The following is a 19,824-nucleotide window of genomic DNA, read 5'->3' as shown; positions in this document are numbered from 1 at the left end:
CTTACTGCTCCTGTCGGTAGACGCTGATACGCCCGATGGAAATTCCTTCGCTTGTCACCCCCGGCACGGCCGAGACGAGTTTGACCGAAATCTCCTCTGCCAGTCCCTCTTGGGCAAAAGCGGCATCGATGATCCTGGTGATGTCGAAGGAGGCATTGATGCCGCTGCCGCCGGTCGGCCCTTCCCGCTTGCTTGCCTTGCTGACACCGAACATCGACAGGGTGCCGGCCAGATGCTCGGTATCGTCGGATGGATCGGCATCGCCGGGCAAGTTGACATAGACGTAAAACACCGCGGCGTCGGTCGGACTTTTGACGTTCTCAAGGTTGAGATAGACCTTGTCCGGTTCCTTCTGGACGCTGGGGGAGATCGACAAGGTGGTGGACAGCCGCTGCTGCTGGTCCTTGTCCAGCCGCACTTTTGTCTCGACGACGTCATCGCCAAGTTTGATCGTCCCGCTATTGGCTCCGAGGAGCTCTGCCTGTTTCGGTGGCGCCATTGACACAGCTCCTGCAACCTGGAATGCGACCTGCGGCGTTGCTCCGAGCCGCTGGAGGCGAGCGGCCACCACGCTCGTCAGGTCCTCGCCGGCCGGCTCGTCATCATAGATATAGTTGAGCGACGGCGATTGTGTATCGAGGACGTCCTGCGCCTTGAAATTATAGATCGTGCCATCGACGGCAGGCATCGCAAATTCTCGATCCTGTGGCCCATCGAGCCAGTCCGGGTCAATCGGATTGGCAAATACATCCGCACTGTCGTTCGGACGGCGCTTCTGGCGCAACCAGACATTCCAAAGGCGGTCGATATTGGCATGATGCAGCCAGAAGATGGGATCGAGGGCGGCGGTGTCGGGGTTGGTCATCCAGCCGATTTCCAGGGGATCCTGACTGAGGCCGTTGCCCTTGAAGCCGCCGCCGACGAGAACATGGACGGGGCCGTGGGGTTGGGTTTCGAGCACGCCGAAGGTGCCGTCATTGCTTTCGTCGCCATGCCAGAAGGGCGTCTTGACGCCCCCGAAGCCTGGCGAACCGCCACCGGCCGAGCCTTCGAAAAACCGTTCGGCGAGCGGGTCGGTGATGGTAACGGCGCGGGGGTCTAGCACGATTGGCGATTGCACCTGGGGTACTTGCCCCGTACCGTAACGCTGCGCCACAAAGAGGAAGTTGCGCTGACCGCCGACAAGCTTGTCCGTCGCGAAGGCGGGCGGCAATTCGCGACTGCGCGCATCGGCCGAATAATTCCAGTAGGGGAGCGCCCAATCCTTCGGGCCACCCAGGTCGATAATGGCGTTGCGGACGATACGCTCGAAGGCAAGCAGATAACCTCTGTGCCAGGGAAGGAAATACCAGGTCAGATGCTGGCACTGCCGCCAAAGCGCTGCCTGCGCCGGGCCGGCCGGCAAAGTTGCGCCAGCCGGGATGATGTTGAAACCGCGCCAGATCGGTTCGTCGATGCCGTGCATGGCGGCAAGCGACCACCAGCTCGTGACATCGGAAAATGGCAGTCCCTGAAGACGCTCGACGGCACGGCCATACCAAAGTAACGTTTGATCGCCAGTTGGTAGCTTCCAAACATCTTTGCGAACAAACATCATGACTTCCCCCGATTAGGCATTATTCTGGCAGAGTTTTAGGATGTGCTTGGATTATACATGCGGGATGCGGCATTACAATGCTAAATCGCAATCCACTCAGATATTCTATAATAACGCGCATTGGAGCGCGCAAAAAGCCGAATGCCGGGCCGTGACGGCCCGTCATCCGCGCATAAAACTATGCTGACGTCGCGGCCGGCTATAAAGCGATTTTCTCGCGGGTGTCCGGCACGGAATAGCGTTTCATCGGAATGGTCTTCCAGCCCTTGAGGGCTGCCGTGGCATTGCGAAGAGTTTCCTCCTCGCCTTCGACGAGAAGCGACGAGGCCTGTTCGTCCACGACAGTCGCACCGGCGCGGCCAAGCTTTTCGGCCGCTTCCTTGGAGGACGGCGCAGAAGCGCTTTCCTTGCGCAATATGACCTGTTGCATCATCATGTCGCTCATGATCATCCTAACTCGGAAGTCCAAAGCCTTCGTAATCGCGCCCGAAGCCCAAGGGGGTCGCAGCGCCAAACAACCGGTCCCTCAGCGCCGTACTGCGCTCTGCACCATGTAATGCCAATATAGTGGCTTCCGAGGACAAAAGAAAGGCTGCGTATCCGGCCACAGCGGGGCTTGCCATGGATGTTCCGTTCATCGGCCCGAACCGCCCTCCCGGCAACGTGGAGACGATACCGACACCCGGCCCTGTCAGATCGATCTGCGGCCCGAAATTGGAGAAGGCGCCGAGGAAGGTACTGTTCGAGCCATAGGGTTTGGCGATGTCTCCGACTTCCGAGGAGGTCGTGGGAAAGCTGTCAGACCAGCCCATTGCCGAGACGGCCACACAAAACGGCAGGGCTCCCGGAAAGCTGACAGGTTTGCGGCCATCATTGCCGGCGGCGGCAATCACTAGCACGCCGTTGTCGAGCGCCGAGCCGATTGCCGCGCGAACGGCTTCATCCTCACTTGCGCCACCGAGGCTAAGATTGATGATATGGCAGCCGTCCTGCACCGCCCGGTCGATGGCGTTCATGATGTCGTAGTTGGTTGCCCCGCCCCCGGTATGGGGAAAGACCCGGTAACTCCTCAGTGTCACGCCCGGGGCGACGCCGGCGAGATCAAGGGCTGCGGTCGGGCGCGCGCCCACGATGCCCGCTACATGCGTTCCATGCTCGCCGTCGGTAGCGGCCGGCCCCCAGTCGGCCACCTGGCCGGGATCGTCTCTCGTCTCGTCGAGCACCATGTTGGCACCGCCGGATACGTTGGGCAGCAGCGGGTGTTGCGGGTCGATGCCGCTGTCGACGATGCCAACGACGATCTGGTCGCCGGCGGTCAGGGGAAGGTTGGTACGGAAGCGCCGCAAAGCCAGGGATTGCCCGGCCAGATCGATCGCCTGCAGGCGGATCACCGCATTTTGCGACAAGCTAAAGCTTTTCTCGAAATATCCCCACCATCCGGCGGGGCCGTAGACATAGACCCGTTCCAGCGTTGTGCCGGTCGCAATCCGCAGCGCCACCTTGCCGTCGGCACCGCTGCGGCCTTCGTCGCCTGCCCTGTTGCGGAAATTGGTGAAGGCCACAACCCGGGCGTTCTCAACCGGATTGCCCCCGTCGTCCTCGACCCTCAGCACGGCTGCCTGTACACCGGCAGCCGAAACCGCCTCGCTGGGCTGCCGCTCGATGTCGAAGACCACGCGCATCTTTTCGTATCTGACGAGCGGGACGATCTTCAGTGACGGTTCCTGAAGACGCAGGTTGAGTTCGGCCTCGGGCGACATTTCGACCAGTTTCGGGCCATCGACGCTGACCGAGTCGATTACATTGACGTCAGCCGCAACGGCCCGTGCCGTGGCGAGCCCACCGGCGCCCCGGGCGACCAGCGGAATTGTTGCTCGCAAGGCGGCCGCTTGCGCCAGGGCCGGGGACCGAAAACCGTGGGCCGGGAGCACGACATATTGCTTTTGCATCGACCAATACCCCACCTTGTCAACGCAGCGCATAGCGCGCACACGCGAATGATTATATTTAATTCCCCTATAGGTAGAGTAACCGATGGGTGCCGCCGCCGTCCAGTGAAATCACGTATGCCGGGGCCTGATCCAGCGGACAATTCCTCGACATTGGCGACCAGGCCCTGTTAGTCGCCGATGGCGTTGTTCGCATTGCACGTTCTAGGTCGCTCTCAATGACGCGTTCCCGCCCTGACACCTTTTTACGAATGATGCAAGAACTCCAACCGCATAAAATCGATTGAGGCTGAAAACTTCAAAGGCGTTTCTACTATATTTCATGGGCATTCAAAACCTGTTCGGCAACGGTTCAATTTTATACTTTAATTTTGATATTGATTTGCTATCATGCACGCTGAACTTGTATTTCACAGCAGAATAAAACCGCGCCACATGCGTGGGAAAAGTGGCTCGAGGGAATACGAGCACTGGCAGGGGGAGGCCAAAATGGTCGTCAAAAAGAAGGGCAGCGCTGACATATTCACACTGAAGTCAGACACGCAACTTAAGTCCGTCTTGAAAGAAGTCACCCACGTCTATCACGGTGGCGCGTGCTGCGAGACTGATGGCGTGGGATTTGCCTTGCCCGACAACCGGTCGATCACCGAAATCGTTGTCGACGCCACCAACGGATTCATCCCGCTGTGGGACAGCAATGTGACCTTGAATTGGAGGTTTCAGGAGGCGTCTCTAAGACAGTTCGCTGATCCCGACGCAGTCAAATCTTATCTACGGACGCTGTTTGGTGAGACGCTGATCAAATGGGGAAAGGCGGTTCCGATCAAATTCTCAGAAACTTCCGAACCTTGGGATTTCGAGTTCGTCGTCAAGTCACAGGATAATTGTAGCTCCTTAGGCTGCACCCTGGCGCGCGCCTTCTTCCCGGATGCCGGACAACACGAGCTCGTACTCTTTCCGAAAATGTTCGAGCAAGTGCGCAAAGAGCAAATCGAGACCCTCGCGCACGAGCTCGGTCACGTGTTCGGACTGCGCCATTTCTTTGCGAAAGTGTCAGAAACGGGCTCCGCGAGCGAAATCTTCGGCACCCATGATCCTCTCTCCATTATGAATTATGGGCCTCAGAGTGTCCTGACAACCACCGATATCGATGATCTCGCACGCCTTTATCAACAAGCCTGGAGCGGCTCCCTGACCGAGATAAACGGTACGCCGATCCGCTTAATGCAGCCGTTCAGTCATTTTCGACAGAAACCGCAGATGCCGCCTCAGTTCTCATTGGCGGCTCGGACAATCATCTAGGCGACTGTCAGAGTGCTGATCAGACCATCGTCGATGCCGGTGATCACCACAGAGAAAAAGTTACGACTACCTTCGTTATGCCCGGTGCGGTCTACACGTACGACCCAGGACAAGATGGTAGCGTTCTGGAAGGGCCTGCGACGCGAGGACAGCATTGCCGCAATCTGCCACCGTGAGGGGATAGCCGAGGACCTGTATTATAGCTGTCAAAGGAATTCCTCGAAGCGGGCAAGAAGCGCCTTGCAGGTGAGACCTGCCCGTTCGGCGACCAGCGACGAGGTCAGGCTCTGCGTCGTGAAACCCGACCTCAAGAATCTGCCCCCTATCGGCTAGTGGCCGATGCGGATGACGATCTTGCCGAACTGGTCGCTGCCTGCCGCACGCTGATAAGCGGCAAGCACTTGGTCGAATGCGTAAACCTCCGCAATCGGTAGCTTGATGCGATTCTCGTCGACGAAAGCGACCATATCCCGATATGCCATCGCGCTGCCGACCCCCTTGAGGGTTTCGGCATCCTCTACATCCTGGAGGATCTGGTGGCGGCGCCGATTGCCGACGGCCGTCTCATTCGCCTGCTGGAGCTATGGTGCGAGCCGTTCCTCGGCTATCACCTTTATTACTTAAGTCGGAAGGGGACGACGGCTTTCGAACTGTTCAAGGAAGCGCTCAGAGAGAGCAGGCGGTCTTGAAGGGATGTGGACCTTGACCCGTTATTAGAGGCAAAATTCAACTGAAATTTCGCGCCGTTCAGTCCAGCGTATCGTTATGGAGATCGTGCGTGAAGATGTGCCGTGGATCGAACCACCAAGATTGCCTAGCGACGGTCACAAGCCAGGACCTAGCGTAAATTCAAAGGGTATCGGCATCAGCGGCTATTTTGCAATTTACTACGCTGCTCAACATAAGTGACCAGCCGGACCATTGGCCAGAGAAACGCAAGGTAAATTAGAGCCGCGCCAATCAGAGGCGTGGGGCTGGCAAAGAATGCCTGGGCGTCATTGGCCTCCTTCAACAGTTCTGGCAGGGCTACCGCGGAAGCAAGCGACGTGTCCTTGAACATCGAGACGCAGTTGCTCGTCATCGACGGGATGACGAGCTTGATCGCCTGCGGCAAAACAACTTTTCGAAGTGTCGTGATGAAGGACAGGCCGAGCGCATGCGCGGCCTCGAATTGCCCCTTGGGTATGCTCTCGATTCCGCTGCGAAAAACCTCCGCCGAATAGGCCGACATGACAAGGGAGAAAGCGAGCGTCGCCGAAACCCACGCCGACAGGCGTATACCGACAAATGGCAATGCGAAGTAGATCAGGATCAGGACGACCAGCAAAGGCACCGCTCGGAAAATGTCGATAAAGGCAATGGTGAGCCAGCGGACCGGCCGCGGAGCGTAGAGCCGGAGGAGGCTGATGACGATGCCCGCGGGAATGCCGAAGCAAATAGCCAGAACCCCCAGCAACAGAGTGTTGATGACACCACGAAGCAGTGCTGGGAATACCCCGACGAAGACGTCGACGTTGAAGAATGTATCAATGAGGGTCATAGGCGTGCGGAAGAACCGTGAAGTCAGAATCTCGGGATCGAGCCGATGGAGCCAACCTCCACCGGCCCGATCGGCATCGGGCTCGTGCCTGCCGTTTTCAGCCCTTCGGCAGGTCCGCTTCCAACACTGTAGAAGACTGCTCTGGCGCATTCGTACCGAACCACTTCTTGTGGATGGTCTGCATTGTGCCGTCCTTCTTCATGGCGGTTAGCGCCTGGTTGATCTTGCCGAGATAGGGCGAGCTCTTGGCCATCATGATGCCGTACTGCTCGCCTGACTTGATGCGTTCCACCACGCGCATGCCTTTCATCTTGGTAAAGGCGTATTCCATGTTCGGAACGTCACTGGTAACACCATCAACGCGACCGGCTGAGAGGTCCAGCAGCGCATCCTGGGGACTGTTGTAGCTCTTCACCTCGCTGAATTCGTATTTGTCCTTGTTGTCCACCAACCATTTGTGGCTGGTCGATCCGGAATGCGAGCCAACGATCTTGCCCTTGAGGTCTGCGAGACCGTTGATAGCACCATCATCCCTCGCCGCGATTCCCATGGCGGAATCGTAATAGGGCTGGGTGAAAGCCTGCGAAACAAGGCGCTCCTTGGTTATGGTAATCGACGAAATGGCGGCGTCGATACGGCCAGAATTTGTGGCCGGGAAAAGCGGCTGAAAGTCATACCCTACGATGCTGACCGTCATGCCGATGCGTTTTGCCGCTTCGGTGACGATGTCGATCTCGAATCCTTCGAATACGCCGCTCGCGTTCTTGAACTCGAATGGGGGATTGTTCGGATAGGAGCCGACATTGAGCACACCTTCAGCGTTAGCAATGACGGGCATGGCGATGATGCCGGCTACGGCCGACGCGATGAGAATGCTGCGACGTGTGACGTTCATTATGCTTCCCTCTGGTTGGTCCGCGCCGGTTCCTCCCTACCGGCCGGTTCTGCTTTCCACCCGCCCTCCTAAACGGGCGTCATTCTTTCATTCCAGATACTCCCGATCATCCAAGCCCGCGCGTCAGCTTCCGAGCGTCTCGACAACCCTCCCGATTGCCGTATCCAGCGCGTTCAGTCCGAAGTCGATCTCCTCCTCCGTTGACGTGATCGGCGGCGCCAGGCGTATCACGCCGGATGTGTAGGCTCCGGTGATGTTGGCGGAGAGGCCGAGGTCGAGCGCAACCTGCGTGACCTTCTGGGAGATGGCCGTGCCCGTGTGACCCGCGCGGGGAAGAAATTCCACGCCCAGCAGCAAACCACGGCCGCGTATATCTCCGATACATTCGTGATGCTGCATCAGGTTCTGAAGACCTCTCCTCAGGCGGGTACCCAATACTGCCGCTTTCTCGACGAGGCTATCGCGCCGGATGATCTCAAGCACCTTTAGGGCGACGCAGGCTGGCAGCGGATCGTTGACGTGGGTCGTGGCGAACATAAATCCGCGGCTGTAGCCAATTTCCGCGATCGCATCCGACGTGGAGACCGACGACATCGCCATGCCTGCCCCGAGCGTCTTGGACAATAGGAGAATGTCGGGCACCACATTGTCGCGCTCGAAGGCAAACATTTCGCCGGTGCGCCCGAGGCTGGTCTGAGCCTCGTCGACGATCAACAACATGCCGCGACGTTCGCAGTGAGCCTTCAAGGCAGCCAGGTAGCCGACAGGCAGGTCGATGACACCGCCTGTGCTGAGGATCGGTTCGGCGACGAAGGCTGCGAGGTTTCCGGTCGACTGGCGATCGAGAAGTTCGAAACTGTCGTCGAGCTCCTGCTGCCAGGTCACACCGGGAAAGCGGGGACGGAACGCATTGGGCGCGGGGATGGCAAAGGCGCCTGGCATCAATGGCCCGTGACCACGCCTTCCGATCGAATAGGTGGCCGACGCGGCCGCGCCGGTCGATCCATGATAGGATTGGGCGAAACCGACAACCTCCCATTTTCCAGTCACAACCTTGGCCAGCCGGATAGCCGCCTCGACCGATTCACCGCCCGTCGAAAGGAACATCGAGCGTGGAAGCTCGGGCACGAGCTCGGCCAGCGCCTCGGCGAGGTCCACGACTGGCTTCGACACCATCATGCTGAGAAGGTGGTCGAGGCGGCCGGCGGCCTCGTGGATGGTCGCAACAAGTTCCGGGTGGGCATGGCCAAGCACGGAGCTCATTTGCCCGGAGGTAAAGTCGAGGACACGGCGACCGGTGGCGTCGTAAAGCCAGGAGCCTTCGGCACGCTCAGGTATGAAAGGGGTAAAATCGCCGCCCAATCCCATGTAGCGCAGCAGGAATTTGTCGGCTTTGATCGCGGTTTGCTCATCAGCATTCATTGACGAAATAAACTCTCTTGTTCGTATTTCCCCGCAGCTACAAAGACTGCCAGCGATGTGTTTTGGCAGATTAGCGCGGGTATCTGGCTTGAAAAGCGCAAAGATTTCGCGCCAATCAATGAGAAATATTCATCATTTGTGAGAGTTGATCTCTCGTTGAACATCACACTCAGAACAGCGCGAGCGCCTCGAACATCTGCTAGGACGGCATTGCGTCTTATCCTGTTATTTGTCGGAACCTGCTCCAGCCATCAGCCAATCGATAACGTTACCGACTGTCGCGCTCAGTCTTTTCGTGGAGGGCGTGAAGATCCAGTACCCCAAGCCCGGACGCACGAGATGCGGAAAAGGTGCGACAAGCGCGCCAGACCTTAACTCGCGCTGCACCAGAATGCTGCTTTCCAGCACGATGCCTAGGCCACCCGTAGCCGCCTGTATAGCTAGATAGGACGGGTCCAGTTGGAGCCTGTTAACCGGATTCCTGTCGAGCTGAACGCCTTGCAGATTCAGCCATTCCTCCCAGGACATATGATTGTGAAATGTGCTGATCAGCGTTTGGCTGAGTAGCGCTTGGGGGGATTCGAACGCATTTGGCTCCAATAGGTCGGGGGCGCAGAATGGCTGGAAGGTTTCTCTGAGCATTAAGGAGGCGCGATCTTTCCATATGTCGCCGCCATAGACTATCTGGATGTCTGCCGGCGCATCGACCAGCGGCTCCCAGGGCAACCTCTCGCCTTGGATAGATGATCCCTGTGCGTTCAGCCGGATATCGATCCCCGGCTGGAGAGACATCAGATCCGCCAGCCTCGGCAGGATCCAGGAATGAGCAAAGGACGGCGGCGCTTCGATCCTGACGACATCCAACACGCTTCCGTTCTGCCCGCGTGCCCTCATGTCGCTCGTCGCGGCGCGCAGCCAGCGGATACTGTGGCGCACCGACCGGGCGTATTCGGCGCCTTCTGGTGTCAGCGTGACACCACGCCCTACCCTGTCGAAGAGTTTTACGCCCAAAACTGCCTCCAGCAGACGGATCTGGTGGCTGACGGCGGAGGGCGTCAGGTTCAGTTCCTCCGCAGCAGCATGAAAACTTTCCGCCCGCGCCGCTGCTTCAAAAACAGAGATTCCGCGCAAAGGCAGCACCCGATCAGTCATGTATCCCCCGGCCACCGACAAACCTAATAAGCATAAAGGATGGTCGAAATGACACCGCACGACAAGGCATACTGGCGATAGCGCGTTGTTTCCTCAACGCCCGGACAAGGCGTTTATCTGTGAACTCAGCCGGTTGCGCCGGTCACGGCTTTCCACTGCGCCATTGCACGGATCCGATGAACGAGGGTGGCCAGGGCTGAGTGTTTCTGATGCGGTGCGACGAAGAGATTACGAACTGCTGAAAAGACCGAGGTGAAGCGTTGCAAACCACCGACAGAACGAAATCCCTGCATCATTTAGGCCCTTGTGCGATCGATGTTCGACCGCGGGCATCACGTCCCGTCTTGCCGCTCCGCATGAGCGCAGTTTGTCGGTGACGATGCGCTTGGGCGCCAGGCCCTGCTTCTTCAACAGTCTGACCAACAATCGTTTGGCAGCTTTGGTATCGCGGCGAGCTTGGACGATTTCGTCGAGAACGTAACCGTCCTGGTCAACCGCCCGCCAAAGCCAATGTTTTCGGCCGCCGATTGAAATCACCACTTCGTCCAAATGCCAGATATCCCTTCGCGATGGCCGCGTCCTGCGCAACTGCTTGACGTAGGCCGTCCCGAATTTGCGAGCCCATCGCCGTATCGTTTCGTAAGATACGACAATACCGCGCTCCAACAGCATTTCCTCAACGAGGCGCAGGCTCAAAGGGAACCGGAGATACAGCCAGACTGCACGGGCGATGATCGACGGTGGAAAGCGGTGGTTCTTGTAGCAGATGGTCGGAGAACTCATCTCAAACTCGTAATCCCCCAACCGTTTAGCTGCAGACAACGTGACATCGCCGGCCAAACAACTCCCTAGCGATGATTTGCGGCAGTCTGGCGAAGATGATCTTTCATCATCGCGCGAAACTCCCGCAATGTGGCAAACCCGACGTGCCGCGCAGCGTGGCGCCACCGCAAGGCGGGATTTCGAGCCTTCTCGCCACGCTAGGAGTCGTCCGTGAACTATCCCTACCTCGCTGATAGTGCTCGGTAATTTCCGCTTTCCTGCGGCGAAGTGTTGCAAGAAAGGCGCTCGCTGAGGGTGCTTTTCCTGCAATCTGATTTTCCGGTTTTCTGTTCGCAGAGACCGCCTGCTTCGCTTGGGAGGAAGCTGTTGGCATCTATGCTTCGCCGGTAACGTCTTGGATACAAAGAAGCGTGAAGCCACTTTGTTCCACGTTCGGATTAAGGGCGGGCATCCATGACGAGGCGGATGAGACCCGCGCGGCGGCTGACACCCATCTTCGCGAAGATCGCAGACAGATGCTTCTTGATCGTGTTCGGAGAAACCCCCAGCGCGCTCGCCATCTCCGCGACGGTGTGAATGTCCAGCGCGGCCTGAAGGACGCGCATCTCGGAGGGCGTCAGGCCATAAAGAATTGCGCAGGCCTCAATGCCGGATTGCGGCACGGTCTCCGCGCGGCGCACGAACAGTGCTGCACGCGCCGACCGACCGACCCGCTCGAAGGCGGCTTGCGTTTGCGAATGCGGCGCCAGTTGCATCAGAGAGGCGATCCATTCGCCGCCCTGACTGTCGATCAACTTGATCAGCGCAGGACGGTCTAGAAGAAGCTGCTCCGGCTGGCCGCGACCGCCCGACAACACCTCGCGGAGCAGGCGATGGGCGTTTGGGTTGGAGAGCGTTAGGCCGAACGCGTCGTCGCGGACGATGTCGCCCCTGCTTAGAAGCGATTGCGCACTCTGGTTAGTCCAGGTCACTCGGCCGGCCGGATCGAGAATGAACACGCCGGCCTCCACCCTGTTCAGCGCCGCTTCCAGCGAGAGAATACGCTTTTCGTGTCTGCCAAATTCGCGGCGGATTAGGGCGGAGCGTTGCAGATGCGGCGCCAGCCTCTTCAGCCTCACCCGCAAGTTCTCGTCGACGAGGCCATAGCCATCGCCAGTAATGACCGTGAAAGCCGCGGCGCTGGCCTCGTAGCGTTGAATGTTGAAGATGGCGGCGTCGAGAAAGCCTTGCGGGGCTGCCCATTCACGAAAGAAACGGCTGGCCTGAAACTCTTCTGAGGGAACGAGATCACGGCTCGAAAACACGTCTCCCGGTTTGATGAAGATTGACGCCGGATAGGTGGGATTGAGGGTGACGAATTTCTCTCGATACAAGCGGAGAAAATCTGGCGCGATCCCCCAGGAATAGACAGTCTCGCCCATCCCATTGGTCGCATCACGCCAATAGATGCGAGAAGCGCTGCCCCCAGTATAGTCACAGATCCGCTGTAGCGTCTGCGGCCAAATCGTCTCATCGAGAACTGTGTCGTAGATCAGGCCGATGATCTCCGACAACCCGTCCAGCTCCGATGTGGAAGGTTTCATCCAAACGCCCCGACGCGTGACCGACGCTGATCTTGCCGTCGGACGATAACGTCGTGCTGAAATTTTAACAAGCATTACTCGTTCAGGTGATGCAGAGCCGGAGGCAGGATGATCTTCTTCTGATTGTGACGTGCCGATCGTCAAAACAAGAATGTCAAGGAGGGTGTTATTTAAAGTAGCGCCTTCCCAGGGAACACCGAGAGGGCTGGTGTGGATCATTTCGTCTCAAGCTTCGTCTTCGGGCTGTCGATCGCGATGCCGTTCGGGCCGGTCGGCATGATGTGTCTGGAGCAGAGCCTCATGCGAGGGGTGGGACCTGGGTTGGCAAGTGGTGCAGGCGCAGCAACGACCCATGGTCTTTACGCGACCTTGGCGGTTTTTGGTGCCCATGTCTCGGCCGCACCCGTTGCAGGCTTTCAAACGCAATCTCATTATTTCTCGGGGATAGTTTTTGTGCTGCTCGGCATATGGACGCTGTTCCGACATCCGAGTGCGCGGGACAACAAGACGTCAACCACGGGTGAACTGGGTCCATTTTTGGCCGGTGCGGGGTTGGCACTGGCGAACCCTATGACGCTGCTGCCCTATCTCGCCTTCGCCGGCTCCCTCGCGCTGACCGATCAGATCGGCGGCCTCTTTCACGTCCTGATCGTCTGCGGTGTGGGCCTCGGCACGCTCTCCTGGTATTGGACGATGAGCGGATCCGCGTGGCTCTTGCGCCAGCGCCTCCCGCGCCAGCTTCTCACGCACCTCCACCTCGTTGCGGGGCCGGCCTTGATCGCGATGGGCATCGTGACGGCACTGCGGTAGCTCTTTTGCCGTCTCGATGCATGGCATGCCCTCCTGCAAGGCATCGCCCACAGGCTTATAGAATCCGAACGATTGCCAGCACACTCAACGCGTTCCGGAACTGCGGTGGCGGCGGGTCATCCTAACTGCTTGGCATCGTCAGACCGATCTGGTCATAGGACTATGTGTGCGGCGGCGGCTGATGACAATGCCGCTCCCTGGCTTTTTTGGCTTGGCGCTAATCCAGTGATCGTCTCAGCCACACCTGCGCCCTGACGCTGCTGGGCGAACGATATTCCGGTCAGGCATTGGTTACGGGCAGTGGAGGTTGGACACTCGCCTATGCTGCAGGAAGCGCTGCGGGATCCACGACTACGGGGTTGCTTATGACCGGCATTTCCACCACGGCGGGTCCAGTGACGATCGGCATCGCGATGGCGATATTCGCTGTCGCATTCGCCATGTCGGACACATCCAGACAGTGCCCTCCGCTTCAGAACGTTGCCTTATTTATTGTTTGGCGGCAGCTGCGTAAGATCAGGATTAGGAGCGTGTCGCCTGCCCTAGCTGAGAGCACACAAGCGGCGGTCTTGATGATATATCCACTCAAGACCTGGCTGCAGTCGACTTTCTCTTCGCCCGACCTAGATCTTCAGATCACCGATCACCCGCACCCGAATCGGATTGCCTGGAATATAGGAGAGCGGCGTATCGTCCACATCGAGCGTCTCGAGCGTGGCCTCCTCGGTACCGGCGCTGATGGCGCGGTGGCGGGCGAGTTCGGTGGCGCTGCCGATGGCCTCCGCGCGGTCGACGTCGTGGAACACCCGGTCGATCTCGCCGCTGACTTGCGCCATGGCGGCGCCGATGGCATTGGCGATACCGGCATTCTCGACCTTGCTGACGCGGGAGACCCCCGGCAGATGGTTCTCTGCTTCGCTTCCGGGGCGACCAACAGCACGCGCAGCGCCCGGATGCTTTCGGGGCTCGACGGGGCGATCGTCCTCGATGTCGGCGGCGTCTCCACCTTCTTCCGCACGCCCGACGTCGTTGCCATTGCGCTCGGCGGCGGGACGATCGTCGATCAGGACAATGCCATAGGTCCGGCGAGTGTTGGCTATCGCATCTCACAGATGGCAAGGGTTCCCGGCGGTGACACGCTGACGTTGACCGATGTCGCCGTGAATCGTGGGCGTATGGGTTTTGGCGATGCGGACCGTGTGGCGGATCTCGCTCCTTCGCTCTCGGAACATGTCGAGGGCTGGATCGAGAAGCAGCTTGCCGATCTCGTCGACAGGATCGCTGAGGAAGACCGGCCCTTCGACGCAGGCGCGCAGGTCGGCTGGCCAGGCCTGCATCGGCATAATGATGTGGGCAGCCGGTAGCCCAATGCGGATGACGGCGACCTTCGTTCGCCCTTTTGGTTCAAAGGAGTGCGTGTGGCAGCCCGTTATGCGCTCACCGCGGCGATTGACCCGCAATGCCGACGACGGTTATCGCTCGTCTGATGTTGTGGGCCAGCGCTGTCAGGCTGAACTCTCCTCTGACATTTTCGGGTCTGCGCATGAGAAAACCGTGTCGCTCCGACGATGCAGCGGCAAAGCTTTGTATGCAGATGCCGATAACGAGGAAGCAGCATCTTCTTTCCCGTCAGCCCCGACGAGAACTGAAACTGTGTATGCTCCTGCCTTTCGCAGCAGGAGCTTGGACAAGTGTTTTACACCTCCCGGCGGTTAGCCACACCACTTCTGGACTGCGAGCGCGATCACCTTGGTGCAGTCGATGAGGTCGCGCACCGAAACCCGCTCGTTCGGCTGATGCGCCTGTGCCGGATCGCCGGGGCCAAAATTGACCGTCGGCGTGTTGCCGAGTCCGGTGGGGAGGCCGATGTCGCTGTGGGCACCAAAGCCGGAGAGTTTCGGCGACAGGTCTGCCGTCTCGACTGCATGCTGGAGCATCGTGACGAACGGGCTGTCGGCCGGGATCTCGGCGCAGTCGGCATCGAGTATCCATTCGATGCGGGCCGGATGTGCGCGCAGATAGGGATCTGCTTGGCAGATATTGCGGACGTGTTCCTCGATCTCGCGCCTCACATGACCGCCGAGGCCGAATTCGTCTTTTTCGCTGGGCAGATACTGCGCGTCGATGATGATCTCGGCGCGGCCGGCCATGGAGGACGGATGTTCGCCGGCGGTCATCTGCGTAACGATGATCTGGTTGGGGAGATCCATCAGCGGATGGTTCTTCTTCGGGTCGAACATCCAGCGGCGATTGAGAATGTCGATGCCGTCGAGCATCTGGCGGCAGAGCTGGACCGCGTCGACCGGGCCGCTCGTATACCAGGCATTCGGCGTCAGTTCGGCGTGGCCGCCGATGCCGTCGATGATGATCTTGCCCCAGAGAATGCCGTGGCAGAGCGGCGCGATGCGATTGGCGGTCGGCTCCGTCATGATGCCCGCATCGGCCTTGAAGCCACGATCAACCATGGCGAGAGAGCCCATGCCGCCGATTTCCTCGTCCACGACGGTGGTAAAGACCACGTCACCCTTCAGCTCGATGCGCATCTCCTTGAGGATTTCGACAGCCATCAGCATGCAGGCGACGCCGCCCTTCATATCGACGGTACCGCGGCCATGCAGGAAGCCATCCTTGAGCACCGGCACGAAGGGGTCGGTGGTCCAGTGCTCGGCAGCACCGGGTGGCACGACGTCGATATGGCCGGTCAGCATGATTGAGCGCCCCTCGCCGGTGCCCTTCAGCGTGCCACCGAGGTTCGGACGGCCTTCAAAGGTACGACCCTTGTTGGCGCCGGGGCGCCCCTCGTATTTGGCGTAAAGTGCTGGACCGTCCGGATCCCAGAGATCGGTGGCGAAGCCGAGCGCTTCCAGCCGCTTCTGCAGATAAAGCTGGCAATCACGCTCGCCGGGACCGGCTTCCTTCGGGTTGGACTTGACGATCGACGGAAAGGACACGAGGTCGCTCAGCGTCTGGACGATCCGGTCCTGCGCCGCCTCGACGCGTTCGGCAATCTGTTCTTCTAGGGATGGCATGCTTAACTCCAGCGTTTTGAAAGGCGTTCGATGAGGAGGACGGCAATCAGCAGCGCACCGACGATGCCGACCTGCCAGACGGTGTTGACGTTGAGTTGCAGAAGCCCGGTTTTCAGCGTGACGAGGAGGATCACCGCGGCGATCACACCGCCGACGCCACCGACACCACCCGTGATGGCGACGCCGCCGAGCATGACCGCCGTCAGCGATTCAAGCTCCAGGTTCTGTCCGATATTGGGCCTGCCGCTTCCGAACCAGGCGAGAGACACGAGCCCCGCCACGCCAGCAAGCAGGCCGCTCAGGCCGTAGACCAGAAGCCGGGCGCGATCGACCGGAATGCCGACCAGCCGCGCCGACCGCTCATTGAAGCCCATGGCGAACAGCCACCGCCCCCAGGCGCTATAAAGCAGCAGCAAGCCGGCAACGGCGAAGACCGGCACGACAAGCGTCACGAAGGGCATCGGCAGGGAAAGCACCGCACCACGACCCCACGGCAGCAGCCAGCCCGGCACGCCGGATTGCGCCGCGCCTCCGGTCAACGCCAGCGCAAGACCGGAGTAGATGAACAGCGTGCCGAGTGTCGCGATCAGCGGCAGGATCTTCAGCCGTGTAACCAGCAGACCATTGAACAGGCCGAGCAGCAGCCCGGCGCAGATGCAGGCGAGCGGCAGCAGGCTCGGCGGCAGGCCGGCCTTGACGGCGAGCATGGCAAGCACCACCGACAGCGACATGGTGCCGCCGACCGACAGATCGATACCGGCGCCGCCGGCCAGGATGACGAGGCACTGCCCGAGCGAGACGAGCGCCAGGATGGTCGAGAACTGCAGGACGGTCGTGACCGTCGACGCACTGAACATGGTCGGCCGAAGTGCTGCGAAGAGCAGGATGACGACGAACCACAACAGGGCAAGCAATGCGAGGATGCGGTTGGAGCCCGAGAGCTTCAGAAAGTTTATCATCGCGACATCCACTTCGCCTTGAATTCACCAACACGCGAGGCCGGCACCTCGAGCGCAAGTACGCCGATCAGAAGCGCACCCGTCACGACTGGCTGCCAGAGGGACGGTACGCCGATCAGAAGCAGACCGTTTTGCAGGATGCGGAGCAGGATCACGCCGAGCGCCGTGCCGAATAGGCTGCAGCGCCCGCCCATGACGCTGGTGCCGCCAAGGACCACTGCGGCGATAGCATCGAGCGCCAGCGTGCTGCCGATCGCCATTTCGACGTTGCGATAGTTCGCCACGTAAAAGCTCGCGGCCAATCCGGTCAGCGCACCGCTGATGACGAAGGTGGCGATCCTGACCTTGGTCACCGGCACGCCCGAAAGCCGCGCCTTCTCCTCCGCATTGCCGATCGACAGCAGATGCGGTCCATAGGGCGTGCGGCGAAGCGCGAGCCAGACGACGAGATAGGCAAGCGCGATGACAATGACGGATAGCGGCAGGCCGAAAACGGTGCTTGATAGGAGTTGCGTCAGCCCTACTGGCAGGCCCGAAAGCCATTGCCCGCCAAGAAGCGCGAAGATCCCCATGCGATAGACGCCGAGGAGGCCGAGCGTGCCGACGATCGCCGGCACGCGGCCGAGGACGACGACGAGCGCCGTCACCAGACCGAGGATCGCTCCGGCCGCCGGGCCGATCAAAAGGCCAAGCGCCGGCGCCACCGACGCCAGCAAGCCATGGGCGACGGCGATGGCGGCAAGCCCCATGAGGATACCGATCGAGACGTCGATGCTGCCCATCGCCAGCAGCAGGGTCATGCCGAGACCGGCCAGCATCAGCTCCGTGCTGTTGCGGGCGATGGTCGCCGCATTGCCTGCCGTCGCGAAATAGGGTGACGCGACAGAAAATACGATCGAAGCGAGAATGGCGGCGCCAAGCAGCGCCCATTCACGTCCGCCAATGGCGGGAAGACGTGGACTTGACTGTCGCATCACAAATTTTACCTGGCCTTAGAAGTCGAACTTGTCGACGTTGTCAGCGGTAAAGACGGCCGGAGGACCGAGCAGCAGAATGCCGCTGTCGGCATTGTAGGTGACCGGCGAGGTGAAGCCCGGAACGGTGTTTTCAGCCGCAAACGGCTTGCCGTCGATCAGCTGCTTGCCGGCCCAAACCGTCAGGTAGCCGAGCTGTGCCGGATCCCACAGGACCGAGAAGCCGAAGGAGCCGCTCTTGAGATAGGCGCGCGCCGTGTTCGGGCTGCAATAGCCGGTACCGATGACGGAGCCGATCTTGCCCGCCGTCTCGATCGCCTGGGCGACGCCGGGGCATGTGGATGAGGCAACCGCGATGATGCCCTTGATATCGGGGTTCGCGGTCATCAGGTCGCCGGCGATCTGCGCGGCGCGCTGGGCGGTGCCGCCGGCGAACTGCGGCTCGAGCAGCGTCAGCTTCGGATACTTCTCCTTCGCCCGCTTCTGCATGAAGCCGATCCAGGCGTTGAGGTTGGAGGCTGTCGCCTCGCCTGAGACGATACCGATCTTGGCATCTTCGCCAACGCGCTTGACCATTTCGTCGATGATCGTGCCGCCGAGGCCTTCGTCGGTCGCCTGCGCGACATAGACGGCGCGGCCACTGTCGGGCGCATCACTATCGCTGGTGAAGAGCTTGACACCCTTCGCCTTGGCGGCTTCGACAACCGGGGCAATGGCGGAGGCGTCGAGCACGCTGACCGAGACCGCGTTGACGCCCTGGTCGATCAGGTTCTGGACGATCTGCAGTTGGTCAACCGGATTGGTGTCGACCGGGCCGGAATAGATGAAATCAACGCCGAGCTCTTCCGCCGCGCGCTTGCCGCCGGCTTCCATGGCGTTGAAATAGGGAATGCCGATCAGCTGCGGCACGAAGGCCACCTTCGGCTTGTCCTGCGCGAAAGCGGAGGAGGCAAGCGCGAGTGTCAGTGCGGATACGGCGAGAACTGTCTTGAATTTTGGAAACATGGGATCCTCTCTGGAACGGTTTGACGCGCTTTATTGGTTGTTTTGTTCAAGCGCCCGCACGTCGGGATGAGCGCCTGTGATGAGGGAAACGATTTCTTCGGGGTTGGTCTCTTCCTTGCGCCGCTCGGCGACCTTTCGGCCGCGGCGGAAGACGACCATGCGGTCGGCGACCTCGAAGACATCGGCAATGTTGTGGCTGATCAGCACGACCGCGCAGCCGCGTTCGGCAAGCTTGCGGGTCAGTTGCAGCACCTTGCGGGTTTCGGCAACGGCAAGCGCCGCCGTCGGCTCATCCATGATGACGAGCTTGGCGTTGAGGTTGAGCGCCCGGCAGATCGCGACCGCCTGGCGCTGCCCGCCCGAGAGGCTGCCGACAGGTGCCTCCGGGTCGGAAATGTGGGCGTCCAGCTCGTGCAGCAGGCCATCGACGCGATCGCGCATTGCCTTGCGCCGCAGGAACGGAACCCCGAGCACCGAACGCTTGAGTTCGCGCCCAAGAAAGACATTCTCCGAGATCGACAGGTTTTCCGACAGCGCGAGCTCCTGGAAAATCGTCGCGATGCCGGAGCTTGCCGCGTCCTTGGGCGAGGAGAAATGGACGGGTTCACCTTCGACCAACAGCTCGCCGTCGCTCTGGGGATGAGCGCCGGCGAGGATCTTGATGAAGGTGGACTTGCCGGCGCCGTTGTCGCCGAGCAGGGCAAGAACCTCGCCGCCGTTGATCTCGAGATCAACGCCCCTCAGCGCGGTGAGCGCGCCGAAGCGTTTGGTGATCCCGGTCGCGCGCAGAAATGGAACAGTCATCGTGCTTGTCCTTCGCGGCT

At 60.0% G+C, this 19,824-nt stretch carries 18 protein-coding genes and 2 pseudogenes; 4 read left to right on the top strand and 16 right to left on the bottom strand.

Annotated elements, in window-relative coordinates; all coding sequences use genetic code 11:
* Position 1: 1 nt before the first annotated feature.
* From J2X71_RS07745 to J2X71_RS07735, 3 genes are all read right to left on the bottom strand, one after another.
* A complete protein-coding gene (locus tag J2X71_RS07745) occupies positions 2-1,597 on the bottom strand; it encodes a tyrosinase family protein (RefSeq protein ID WP_310380774.1) in 1,596 nt (531 codons plus the stop codon).
* Between the two features lie 199 nt (positions 1,598-1,796).
* Positions 1,797-2,042 carry a hypothetical protein gene (locus J2X71_RS07740; protein WP_162747940.1) on the bottom strand — a complete coding sequence of 82 codons (246 nt, stop codon included), beginning with the start codon at positions 2,040-2,042 and terminating at the stop codon, positions 1,797-1,799.
* A gap of 7 nt (positions 2,043-2,049) precedes the next feature.
* Complete coding sequence (locus J2X71_RS07735) at positions 2,050-3,477, bottom strand: S8 family serine peptidase (protein ID WP_310380770.1); 1,428 nt, start codon at positions 3,475-3,477, stop codon at positions 2,050-2,052.
* A 558-nt stretch (positions 3,478-4,035) separates the two neighbouring features.
* Here J2X71_RS07735 and J2X71_RS07730 point away from each other — a divergent pair.
* On the top strand, positions 4,036-4,848 hold the full coding sequence (locus tag J2X71_RS07730; RefSeq protein ID WP_310380766.1) for a reprolysin-like metallopeptidase: 813 nt from the start codon (positions 4,036-4,038) through the stop codon (positions 4,846-4,848).
* A gap of 129 nt (positions 4,849-4,977) precedes the next feature.
* Positions 4,978-5,133, top strand: a pseudogene (locus J2X71_RS38085) (IS3 family transposase); the annotation flags it as partial.
* 44 nt (positions 5,134-5,177) lie between these two features.
* Here the strand turns inward: J2X71_RS38085 and J2X71_RS07720 are convergent.
* The 7 genes and pseudogenes from J2X71_RS07720 to J2X71_RS07685 form a co-directional block, all read right to left on the bottom strand.
* Positions 5,178-5,330, bottom strand: coding sequence for a zinc-binding dehydrogenase (locus J2X71_RS07720; protein ID WP_310380762.1), 153 nt, complete (start codon positions 5,328-5,330; stop codon positions 5,178-5,180).
* Positions 5,331-5,713: 383 nt separating this feature from the next.
* Positions 5,714-6,388, bottom strand: a complete 675-nt coding sequence (locus J2X71_RS07710) for an amino acid ABC transporter permease (protein ID WP_310380759.1) — start codon at positions 6,386-6,388, stop codon at positions 5,714-5,716.
* Positions 6,389-6,485: 97 nt separating this feature from the next.
* Positions 6,486-7,283, bottom strand: a complete 798-nt coding sequence (locus J2X71_RS07705; RefSeq protein WP_310380756.1) for an ABC transporter substrate-binding protein — start codon at positions 7,281-7,283, stop codon at positions 6,486-6,488.
* A 123-nt stretch (positions 7,284-7,406) separates the two neighbouring features.
* Entirely contained in the window at positions 7,407-8,705 is a 1,299-nt protein-coding gene (locus J2X71_RS07700) for an aspartate aminotransferase family protein (RefSeq protein ID WP_310380754.1), read from the bottom strand.
* Between the two features lie 225 nt (positions 8,706-8,930).
* The gene (locus J2X71_RS07695; RefSeq protein ID WP_310380751.1) at positions 8,931-9,857 is read right to left on the bottom strand and encodes a LysR family transcriptional regulator; all 927 of its coding nucleotides are present in this window, start codon (positions 9,855-9,857) and stop codon (positions 8,931-8,933) included.
* Positions 9,858-9,982: 125 nt separating this feature from the next.
* Positions 9,983-10,687, bottom strand: a pseudogene (locus tag J2X71_RS07690) (IS6 family transposase).
* A 390-nt stretch (positions 10,688-11,077) separates the two neighbouring features.
* Positions 11,078-12,442 carry a LuxR C-terminal-related transcriptional regulator gene (locus tag J2X71_RS07685; protein ID WP_310380748.1) on the bottom strand — a complete coding sequence of 455 codons (1,365 nt, stop codon included), beginning with the start codon at positions 12,440-12,442 and terminating at the stop codon, positions 11,078-11,080.
* Here J2X71_RS07685 and J2X71_RS07680 point away from each other — a divergent pair.
* Positions 12,434-13,033, top strand: a complete 600-nt coding sequence (locus J2X71_RS07680; protein WP_310380746.1) for a LysE family transporter — start codon at positions 12,434-12,436, stop codon at positions 13,031-13,033. The two genes, J2X71_RS07685 and J2X71_RS07680, sit on opposite strands and share 9 nt — an antisense overlap.
* 319 nt (positions 13,034-13,352) lie before the next feature.
* Here the strand turns inward: J2X71_RS07680 and J2X71_RS07675 are convergent, their stop codons facing one another.
* Positions 13,353-13,475: a hypothetical protein gene (locus tag J2X71_RS07675; RefSeq protein WP_310380743.1), complete on the bottom strand. Its 123-nt coding sequence runs from the start codon at positions 13,473-13,475 to the stop codon at positions 13,353-13,355.
* A gap of 130 nt (positions 13,476-13,605) precedes the next feature.
* Here J2X71_RS07675 and J2X71_RS07670 point away from each other — a divergent pair, with 130 nt between their 5' ends.
* A complete protein-coding gene (locus J2X71_RS07670; protein WP_310380739.1) occupies positions 13,606-14,397 on the top strand; it encodes a hypothetical protein in 792 nt (263 codons plus the stop codon).
* A gap of 348 nt (positions 14,398-14,745) precedes the next feature.
* Here J2X71_RS07670 and J2X71_RS07665 read toward each other — a convergent pair whose 3' ends face one another.
* From J2X71_RS07665 to J2X71_RS07645, 5 genes are read right to left on the bottom strand one after another with little or no spacing between them, the layout of a single operon-like run.
* Positions 14,746-16,062: an ArgE/DapE family deacylase gene (locus tag J2X71_RS07665; RefSeq protein WP_310380736.1), complete on the bottom strand. Its 1,317-nt coding sequence runs from the start codon at positions 16,060-16,062 to the stop codon at positions 14,746-14,748.
* A gap of 2 nt (positions 16,063-16,064) precedes the next feature.
* On the bottom strand, positions 16,065-17,021 hold the full coding sequence (locus tag J2X71_RS07660) for an ABC transporter permease (RefSeq protein WP_310380734.1): 957 nt from the start codon (positions 17,019-17,021) through the stop codon (positions 16,065-16,067).
* Positions 17,018-17,995: an ABC transporter permease gene (locus tag J2X71_RS07655; protein WP_310380731.1), complete on the bottom strand. Its 978-nt coding sequence runs from the start codon at positions 17,993-17,995 to the stop codon at positions 17,018-17,020. The genes J2X71_RS07660 and J2X71_RS07655 overlap by 4 nt, the downstream gene beginning before the upstream one ends.
* Positions 17,996-18,013: 18 nt before the next feature.
* The gene (locus J2X71_RS07650) at positions 18,014-19,000 is read right to left on the bottom strand and encodes an autoinducer 2 ABC transporter substrate-binding protein (protein ID WP_310380729.1); all 987 of its coding nucleotides are present in this window, start codon (positions 18,998-19,000) and stop codon (positions 18,014-18,016) included.
* Positions 19,001-19,030: 30 nt separating this feature from the next.
* Positions 19,031-19,804 carry an ATP-binding cassette domain-containing protein gene (locus tag J2X71_RS07645; RefSeq protein ID WP_310380728.1) on the bottom strand — a complete coding sequence of 258 codons (774 nt, stop codon included), beginning with the start codon at positions 19,802-19,804 and terminating at the stop codon, positions 19,031-19,033.
* Between the last annotated feature and the right edge of the window lie 20 nt (positions 19,805-19,824).

It is taken from the genome of Rhizobium sp. 1399 (assembly GCF_031455475.1).
GTDB lineage: Bacteria > Pseudomonadota > Alphaproteobacteria > Rhizobiales > Rhizobiaceae > Rhizobium.
The sequence above is the reverse complement of the archived record's forward strand: the minus strand, read 5'-3'. Positions and strand labels throughout refer to the sequence as shown.

Excerpts from the sequence above, each read along its gene's own strand:
- J2X71_RS07710 (WP_310380759.1), bottom strand. The coding sequence starts at position 6,388 with ATGACCCTCATTGATACATTCTTCAACGTCGACGTCTTCGTCGGGGTA.
- J2X71_RS07705 (WP_310380756.1), bottom strand. The coding sequence starts at position 7,283 with ATGAACGTCACACGTCGCAGCATTCTCATCGCGTCGGCCGTAGCCGGC.
- J2X71_RS07730 (WP_310380766.1), top strand. The coding sequence starts at position 4,036 with ATGGTCGTCAAAAAGAAGGGCAGCGCTGACATATTCACACTGAAGTCA.
- J2X71_RS07660 (WP_310380734.1), bottom strand. The coding sequence starts at position 17,021 with ATGATAAACTTTCTGAAGCTCTCGGGCTCCAACCGCATCCTCGCATTG.
- J2X71_RS07650 (WP_310380729.1), bottom strand. The coding sequence starts at position 19,000 with ATGTTTCCAAAATTCAAGACAGTTCTCGCCGTATCCGCACTGACACTC.
- J2X71_RS07665 (WP_310380736.1), bottom strand. The coding sequence starts at position 16,062 with ATGCCATCCCTAGAAGAACAGATTGCCGAACGCGTCGAGGCGGCGCAG.
- J2X71_RS07645 (WP_310380728.1), bottom strand. The coding sequence starts at position 19,804 with ATGACTGTTCCATTTCTGCGCGCGACCGGGATCACCAAACGCTTCGGC.
- J2X71_RS07740 (WP_162747940.1), bottom strand. The coding sequence starts at position 2,042 with ATGAGCGACATGATGATGCAACAGGTCATATTGCGCAAGGAAAGCGCT.
- J2X71_RS07720 (WP_310380762.1), bottom strand. The coding sequence starts at position 5,330 with ATGGCATATCGGGATATGGTCGCTTTCGTCGACGAGAATCGCATCAAG.
- J2X71_RS07700 (WP_310380754.1), bottom strand. The coding sequence starts at position 8,705 with ATGAATGCTGATGAGCAAACCGCGATCAAAGCCGACAAATTCCTGCTG.
- J2X71_RS07670 (WP_310380739.1), top strand. The coding sequence starts at position 13,606 with ATGATATATCCACTCAAGACCTGGCTGCAGTCGACTTTCTCTTCGCCC.
- J2X71_RS07695 (WP_310380751.1), bottom strand. The coding sequence starts at position 9,857 with ATGACTGATCGGGTGCTGCCTTTGCGCGGAATCTCTGTTTTTGAAGCA.
- J2X71_RS07685 (WP_310380748.1), bottom strand. The coding sequence starts at position 12,442 with ATGATCCACACCAGCCCTCTCGGTGTTCCCTGGGAAGGCGCTACTTTA.
- J2X71_RS07655 (WP_310380731.1), bottom strand. The coding sequence starts at position 17,995 with ATGCGACAGTCAAGTCCACGTCTTCCCGCCATTGGCGGACGTGAATGG.
- J2X71_RS07745 (WP_310380774.1), bottom strand. The coding sequence starts at position 1,597 with ATGATGTTTGTTCGCAAAGATGTTTGGAAGCTACCAACTGGCGATCAA.
- J2X71_RS07675 (WP_310380743.1), bottom strand. The coding sequence starts at position 13,475 with ATGGCGAATGCGACAGCGAATATCGCCATCGCGATGCCGATCGTCACT.